We start from the raw sequence: 6,999 nt of genomic DNA, 5'->3' as shown, positions 1-6,999 counted from the left end.
CCATCAAGCACAGGCGTCTATAGTTACGCGACCATTTCCGTCTTCTACGCCTGCTTGTTCGTCGCGAACCTCGACCGTTTCGCAGTGTCTCTTGTACTGATTTGGGAACGGCTTCGTGGACTGGATACCTGATGCAATTTCAGCGTTTGGCGCAGTATTCGAACTGATCGGTTTGACCGGCCTCATTCTCATTCTGGCGACCGCGCTCATTGCGTTCTCGGTCTGGATGCACGGCGGGCGCGCCACGGAAAAGCGGATTGCCGAGGTTGTCACGCCCGTCACCTGCCAGTGGGGTGATAATGAGCGCAACCGACTGAACCGGCTGGCAGAGCAGGTCGAGCGCATGGCCGACAACATGGAGCGCTCTGCCGAAAGCGCGCAGCGCATGGAGCGCGACATCATCCGTATCTCTGCCATCGTCAGCAGATCTGACGGGATGCCGACCCCTTACAGAAACACACCACCTGAAACGAAAGGATAGCCAATGTTTATGCTCGTTGCGTCGTTCTGCGCCTACGTCGAAGGCGTTGGAACGGTTTGTGAAAACAGGGTACTGGAAGCGCTCGGCCCTGCTGAATGCGGCATCATGGTCTCACAAGTTGTTCGCGCGATCCAAAGTGATCTAGCAGAAAGACAAGCCCCGCTTATCGGCATCGCCGTGGGGTGTATGCCGCAAGCAGAAGCGTAGCTTCCCGCTTCTGAATCAAGAAGCCCCTCGCGATTATGTCGTGGGGGTTTTTGCGTTTCTGGGGCGGCTCCGGTTCAGTTGGGCGGGTTCTTTTCAGCCGCGCATCGTTTGCAGCGATAGATAGTTGCCCACGGCCCGCGATACTCAGCCCCGTCCCATATGTGGCCAAGAATGCGGCAGATCAGGCGTTCCATGGTGCGGCTTCAACGCCATCAAACCCCGGCTCAATATCTATGGGATTGCGAGGAAGCCAAGTGGGACCGGTCAAGCCGTCGTATTCAGTTATCGTAATTATCTTGGTTGCGGTCCATACAAAGACAGGGTGACAGTCAGCACCGCCATATCCGTTGACGTACTCGTATGATAGAAAAGGCTTGGCGACCTCCCATGAGATAACTTTGTTCAGTGGTGCGGCATTGAAATTTTCGTCTTTGTCGCTGTTGAACCTGTCTCGGTAATGCGGGCCAATCACGACAGCCTCGATCGTCTCATCGCCCGCGATGTTCTCAATCCAATCGGATATTACAGCCATGTTTTTTCCTTTCACCGTGGGTGGGTTCCATCGTGTAGAAATTCTATCCTGAAAGTCGGCTAATGCCACCGCGCGAACGTGCGCATCCATCTGGCGGTCTTCGAGCGGAGAAACGTAGTCACCACGCCGACTGCGGCACCATTTGCACTGACATGCCCCGCACGTACATTCGTTCTCAGGGCCACATATCTCGCAGAGCATATCGGTCTCCGGTGTTGGGTGGACAGGGCATCAAGGCCCGCAAGTTGTCGATCACTATAGGCCACTGATAACAAACGGTTTTTGCTATTTAGGCACCGAAATTGCGGTTTCCTGTCGATCGGTAAGTGCCTGCCACACTTTCCTGATTTGTTCACCGTTTGTCAGGGGGGTCTGCCACACAAAACTGGTAGCGATTTCAATGTGGAGCGCCGAATTTGCAATCCGCTGCGTAACCACTCCGCCAACTCGCCGTTCCGGATGCTGCTGCACTGCTAACCGATCCCGATTGCGCCTGCAAGCGCATAGCGGTGCGAAGGGCCTCAAGGTCAGCCGTTGCCGGGCCGCGCGGGATGTGGCACACCCGAATACGAAGAATCCCGACCGATGAGATGTGCCGATGAGCGATTACGCAGCCCGCAGGACGATGATGGTGGACACGCAGGTGAGACCGTCGGACGTCACCAAGTTTCCCATCATCGACGCCATGCTTTCCGTCCCCCGCGAAGACTTCGTGCCCGCGGCGCAGCGGGAGGCTGCCTATGTGGGCGAGAACCTCGAACTGGGGGGCGGGCGGGTCCTGCTGGAGCCGCGCACGCTGGCCAAGATGCTGGACGCGCTGGCGATTTCCAACGCCGATCTGGTGCTCGATGTGGGCTGCGCCATGGGATATTCCTCTGCCGTGATCGCCCATATGGCGGCCGCCGTGGTGGCCGTGGAATCCGATGAGGCCATGGCCCATGAGGCGCAGGAGGCGCTGACCGGCGCGGGCGTCGATACGGTGATCGTCCACGAAGGCCCGCTTGCCGAGGGCGCGCCGCAGCATGGGCCCTATGATGTGGTACTGGTGCAGGGCGGGGTGCAGCAGGTGCCCGGCGCGCTGACTGATCAGCTCAAGGAAGGGGGGCGGATCGCCTGTCTCTTCGTCGAAGGCAATCTGGGCGAGGTGCGTATCGGCTACAAGCGCGACGGCCACGTCAACTGGCGCAAGGCTTTCAATGCCGGCGCACCCGTGCTTGAAGGGTTCGAAAAGCAGGCCGTTTTCCAATTGTGAACGATTTCTTCACGACGGTTTGACAGTTCGCTGGGCGGACTTACCGAGGAGAATGAAAATGATTGCATGGATTTTGACCGGCCGTTTCCGCCGATCGGCCATTCTGGCCAGTGTTTGCATGCTCTCCGTCGTACCTGCCGCGGTGCGGGCCGATACGCTCGCCGATGCGCTGGTGGGGGCCTATAACACCTCCGGCCTGCTGGATCAGAACCGCGCGTTGCTGCGCGCCGCGGACGAAGACGTGGCACAGGCGGCGGCGGCGCTGAAGCCCATCGTGCGCTGGACGGCGGATATCGCGCAGGGTTTCGGGCGCACGACGAATGACACGGGCCTTGCCGTGGTGCGCAGTTCCGTCGATACGCTGACCGCTTCCGTCGCGCTGGTGGCGGACCTGTTGCTTTATGATTTCGGCGCCAGCCAGTTCCGGGTCGAGGCGGCGAAGGAAACGGTGCTGGCCACCCGCGATGCGCTTCTGGGCATCGAACAGAATGTGCTGCTGCGCGCGGTGGCGGCCTATATGCGGGTGATCGAGGCGCAGGACTTCGTGGCGCTTCAGAACAACAACCAGCGGGTGCTGACGCAGGAGCTGCGCGCCGCCCGAGACCGGTTCGAGGTGGGCGAGGTCACGCGGACGGACGTGTCGCTCGCGGAATCGCAGCTGGCGCTGGCCCGCAGCCGTTTGGCCGCCGCCGAAGGGGACCTGCTGCGCGCGATAGAGGAATACCGCGCCGTCGTGGGCAGCAAGCCATCGCGGCTCGCTCCGCCGCCCAGCCTGCCGCAGATCGACCGCGATATCGACACCGCGAAGGCCCTTGCGGTACGTCGCCACCCGGATCTGCGCGCCGCCCAGCATCAGGTCGCCGCGGCGGACCTGCTGGTGGATGCAAGCCGTGCCGCGATGAAGCCCCGCGTCAGCGCGAATGCGCGCTACGGGCTGTCAGAGACGCTGAATTCCAGTTCCGGCAATGCGACGGGCAGCATCGGGCTTTCGGTGGGGCAGACGCTCTATCAGGGCGGTGCGCTGTCTTCGACCGTGCGGCGCAACATGGCGCAGCGGGATGCGCAGCGTGCCAACCTGCATGTGGTGCGTGAAAACGTGCAGCAATCGGTGGGCAATGCCTATGCCGATTACGCCGCCGCCCGCGCGCAGCTCGAAGCCTCCGACCGGCAGATAAGCGCGGCGGAGATTGCCTTTCGCGGCGTGAGGGAGGAGGCGACGCTGGGCGCGCGCACCACGCTGGATGTGCTGGACGCCGAACAGGCACTGCTGGATGCGCGCTCCATCCAGGTCTCTGCGCGCTCCGCCGTCTATATCGCGGCCTATGCGGTGCTGGCCGCCACGGGGCGGCTGACCGCGGTGGACCTGAAGCTGCCGGTCCAGATCTACGACCCGGCGGCCTATTATAACCTCGTCAAGGATGGGCCGGTGCCGCGCTCCGCCCAGGGACAGAAGCTGGACCGGGTGTTGCGCGCGCTCCAGAAAGACTGACAAATTGATCCGCCCCATTGTGGGAATCCCGCCAAGGCGCTAAGGTCGGCGGCGAGGAAAGAGTGGAAAAGCGATATGTCCGAACCCGTCACGAATGCCGAGGTCGAGGATGTCCTGTCGTCCATCCGCAGGCTGGTATCCGAAGACAAGCGTCCCCTGCAGGCCCCGCGTGCGGCGCCGCAGGCCAATGACAAGCTGGTCCTGACACCCGCCCTGCGTGTGGCGGAACAGGCCCCGTCCGCGACCGAACCTGAGCCGCAGGCGTCGGAGCCTGCACCGCCCCCCGCATCCCAGTACGAGGCCGAGGGCCAGATCGACGACTGGAACGACGACGGCGCGCAGGACGATTCCCCGGGTGAAGCCCCTTTCGAGGAAAACGCCTTTCACGATCTCGACCCCGCCGAAGAGCGCGAGGCCCCCGTGGCCCAGCCTGCTCCGACGGAGCGGGAGATGAACATCGCCCGCGCCCGCACACAGGACACGCTCTATCCCTTCATCGACGACGAGGAGGAGTTGGAGGACGAGGCCGAGGTTGCGGAGCCGTCGCAGCAGGTGCGGAACGCGCCCGCCGAACCCGCCGCCGAGGAAGAAGACGAGCCTGCGCCCGATGTGATGTTCTCCCACCGGTTCGCGACTGCGCGGCCCACGCCTGACGGCAATGCCCCGCTGCGCCCCGGCACCCTGAGCGAGAAGATCGCCGCGCTGGAAACGGCGATCGGCAACAGCCGCGAGGACTGGGAGCCGGAAGCCGCAGGTTCCGGCGACTACGCTGGTACGCCCGCCCCCGCCATGGCCTGGGAAGACGACGAGGAAGCGCCCGCGCGCAGGCCCCGCACAGAGGCGCGCAGCGGCGCCTCGATGGAAAGCGGTTCGCCCTCTCCCTTCGCGCGGCCCTCTGCGCAGCAGGAGGCCCCCGCCGAGCGCCCGCAGGAGCCGCCGCAGGAAACCTCGGATGCCTTTGACGGTGACGATCAGGTGCTGGATGAAGAAGCCCTGCGCGACCTCGTGGCCGAAATCGTCCGGGCGGAGCTTCAGGGGGCGCTGGGGGAGCGGATCACCCGCAACGTGCGCAAGCTGGTGCGCCGGGAAATCCACCGCGCCCTGACGGCGCAGGAACTGGAATAGACGGCACCGGGGCCATTCGCGGCCCCGGCACCCCGGCACCCCGGGACCGTGATCGGGGGCCGACCCGGTGCCTGCTTTCACCCTTTCATAAATACTCAATTCCGACGGTGCCGCCCGCGTTACGCAGGCGGGCCGACAGGCTCGGCCAGCTCCAGCAGGGTATCGAGATCGAAATAGGTCTCGATGTGGTTGGCGAGCGTATCCAGCGTTTCGTCCACGCCGCTTTCGTAGTCCATCAGCGCCTCGGCCCCAAACCGGGCCAGATAGGCGTTGCGAAAGGCGTCCGACGCGAAGATCCCGTGCATGTAGCACCCCGCGACCCGGCCCGTCGCGTTGGCCGCGCCCTCCCGCTCCCCCGCGAAGGTGAGCCAGGCGCGGTCACAGTCGGGGCCGGTGGTTTCGCCCATGTGGATCTCGTACCCCGTCAGCAGCGTGCCGCTTTCGGGATGCTCCCCCTGTTTCTGTGACAGCCGCTTCAGCGGTGCCATGGTTGTTTCCACCTCCAGCAGGCCGAGGCCGGGAACGCTGACGGCGGGGCCTTCGACGCCGTCGGGGTCCGCGATGCTGCGCCCCAGCATCTGGAAACCGCCGCAGAGGCCCAGCACATGCCCGCCCCGCCGCACATGGGCGGCGATGTCCACGTCCCAGCCTTCGGCGCGCAGGGCGGCAAGGTCCGAGATGGTGGATTTGCTGCCCACCAGCAGCACAAGGTCGGCATCGGCGGGGATGGGCGCGCCCGGAACGATCAGGCGCAAGTCCACCCCCGGTTCGGCGGCCAGCGGGTCGAGATCGTCGAAATTGGCGATGCGGGGCAGGCGGGGCACTGCGATGACGCATCCCGACCCGCCCGAACGGCTGCGCGCGGGCAGGTCCATCACGTCTTCGGCAGGCAGCCTGTGCGCCAGATCGAACCACGGCAGCACGCCGAGGCAGGGCCAGCCGGTGCGTGCGACGATATCTTCGCGGCCCGCGTCGAACAGGCTGCGATCACCGCGAAACTTGTTGACGCCGAAGCCGCGCACCATGGCTCTGTCGGCCTCCTCCAGCACGGCCTGGGTGCCCACGATCTGCGCGATGACGCCGCCCCGGTCGATATCCCCCATGAGGATCACCGGCACCCCCGCGGCGGTGGCGAAGCCCATGTTGGCGATGTCACCGGCCCGCAGGTTCGTCTCCGCCGGGCTGCCCGCGCCTTCGACGACGATCAACTCACAATCCCGCGCCAGCCGCTCGAAGGATTGGAGCACACGGGGCAAAAGCGTGGCCTTGTCGCGCCCGAAGGCCGCGGCCTCCTGATGGCCAGCGACGCGCCCCTGCACGACGATCTGCGCGCCCGTGGCCGTCTGCGGTTTGAGCAGAATGGGGTTCATGTCCGTATGCGGCGGCACGCCCGCCGCGCGGGCCTGCAGCGCCTGTGCGCGCCCGATTTCACCCCCGTCTTCGGTGACGGCGGCATTGTTGGACATGTTCTGCGGCTTGAAGGGCCGCACCCGCATGCCGCGCCGTGCCAGCGCGCGCAGGATGCCCGCGACGACCATCGACTTGCCGACATTGCTGCCGGTGCCTTGTATCATGATCGCTTTTGTCATCTGCTGGCCCTTCGGAAAACGGCGCCAGACTGGCGCAAATCCCCCGCTGGGAAAAGAGGCAATGGATGAATACACCGGCACATCTTCTGCTCGGGGCCGCCGTGTTCGGTCGGGGCGGCGACCGGCGGCTCATATGGGCGGCACTGGCGGGCAGCCTGCTGCCGGACCTGTCGCTTTACGTGCTGGCCGGTGGGGCGCTTTACCTCTTCGGGATCCCCGCGCGCGAAGTTTTCGGCGAGCTTTACTTTTCGGAGACCTGGCAGACCGTCTTCGCGATCGACAATTCGTTCTTCGTCTGGGGCGGGCTGCTGGCGCTGGCGCTTT

General features: G+C 64.6%; 7 protein-coding genes and 1 pseudogene. 6 read left to right on the top strand and 2 right to left on the bottom strand.

From position 1 onward, the window contains the following. The first annotated feature begins 115 nt into the window (after window positions 1–115). Together A3764_RS09580 and A3764_RS09575 are read left to right on the top strand one after the other, a co-directional pair. A complete protein-coding gene (locus tag A3764_RS09580) occupies window positions 116–481 on the top strand; it encodes a hypothetical protein (RefSeq protein ID WP_150120634.1) in 366 nt (121 codons plus the stop codon). A gap of 3 nt (window positions 482–484) precedes the next feature. Beyond that, window positions 485–688, top strand: a complete 204-nt coding sequence (locus tag A3764_RS09575) for a hypothetical protein (RefSeq protein ID WP_067920493.1) — start codon at window positions 485–487, stop codon at window positions 686–688. Between the two features lie 181 nt (window positions 689–869). Here the strand turns inward: A3764_RS09575 and A3764_RS09570 are convergent, their stop codons facing one another. Continuing rightward, complete coding sequence (locus A3764_RS09570; RefSeq protein WP_150122126.1) at window positions 870–1,310, bottom strand: hypothetical protein; 441 nt, start codon at window positions 1,308–1,310, stop codon at window positions 870–872. Between the two features lie 508 nt (window positions 1,311–1,818). Between A3764_RS09570 and A3764_RS09565 the strand changes: the two genes are divergently transcribed. The 3 genes from A3764_RS09565 (at window position 1,819) to A3764_RS09555 (ending at window position 5,086) form a co-directional block, all read left to right on the top strand. Next, on the top strand, window positions 1,819–2,472 hold the full coding sequence (locus tag A3764_RS09565; RefSeq protein ID WP_067920490.1) for a protein-L-isoaspartate O-methyltransferase family protein: 654 nt from the start codon (window positions 1,819–1,821) through the stop codon (window positions 2,470–2,472). A 58-nt stretch (window positions 2,473–2,530) separates the two neighbouring features. After that, the gene (locus A3764_RS09560; RefSeq protein ID WP_067920488.1) at window positions 2,531–3,961 is read left to right on the top strand and encodes a TolC family outer membrane protein; all 1,431 of its coding nucleotides are present in this window, start codon (window positions 2,531–2,533) and stop codon (window positions 3,959–3,961) included. 75 nt (window positions 3,962–4,036) lie between these two features. After that, complete coding sequence (locus A3764_RS09555; RefSeq protein ID WP_067920487.1) at window positions 4,037–5,086, top strand: hypothetical protein; 1,050 nt, start codon at window positions 4,037–4,039, stop codon at window positions 5,084–5,086. Between the two features lie 119 nt (window positions 5,087–5,205). Here A3764_RS09555 and A3764_RS09550 read toward each other — a convergent pair whose 3' ends face one another. Further along, a complete protein-coding gene (locus tag A3764_RS09550) occupies window positions 5,206–6,675 on the bottom strand; it encodes a cobyric acid synthase (protein ID WP_067920485.1) in 1,470 nt (489 codons plus the stop codon). Between the two features lie 65 nt (window positions 6,676–6,740). On the opposite strand from A3764_RS09550, the pseudogene A3764_RS09545 reads away from it, so the two are divergent. After that, a pseudogene (locus A3764_RS09545) lies at window positions 6,741–6,999 on the top strand (cobalamin biosynthesis protein CobQ); the annotation flags it as partial.

The organism is Sulfitobacter sp. HI0129, assembly GCF_001635395.1.
In the GTDB taxonomy this organism is placed as follows: domain Bacteria; phylum Pseudomonadota; class Alphaproteobacteria; order Rhodobacterales; family Rhodobacteraceae; genus Sulfitobacter.
Note: the sequence above shows the minus strand (reverse complement) of the source record. Positions and strands in the feature narration are given on the sequence as shown.

What these genes read in the sequence shown, in the direction of transcription:
- A3764_RS09555 (WP_067920487.1), top strand. Translation starts at nt 4,037, where the DNA reads ATGTCCGAACCCGTCACGAATGCCGAGGTCGAGGATGTCCTGTCGTCC.
- A3764_RS09560 (WP_067920488.1), top strand. Translation starts at nt 2,531, where the DNA reads ATGATTGCATGGATTTTGACCGGCCGTTTCCGCCGATCGGCCATTCTG.
- A3764_RS09575 (WP_067920493.1), top strand. Translation starts at nt 485, where the DNA reads ATGTTTATGCTCGTTGCGTCGTTCTGCGCCTACGTCGAAGGCGTTGGA.
- A3764_RS09565 (WP_067920490.1), top strand. Translation starts at nt 1,819, where the DNA reads ATGAGCGATTACGCAGCCCGCAGGACGATGATGGTGGACACGCAGGTG.
- A3764_RS09550 (WP_067920485.1), bottom strand. Translation starts at nt 6,675, where the DNA reads ATGACAAAAGCGATCATGATACAAGGCACCGGCAGCAATGTCGGCAAG.
- A3764_RS09570 (WP_150122126.1), bottom strand. Translation starts at nt 1,310, where the DNA reads ATGGATGCGCACGTTCGCGCGGTGGCATTAGCCGACTTTCAGGATAGA.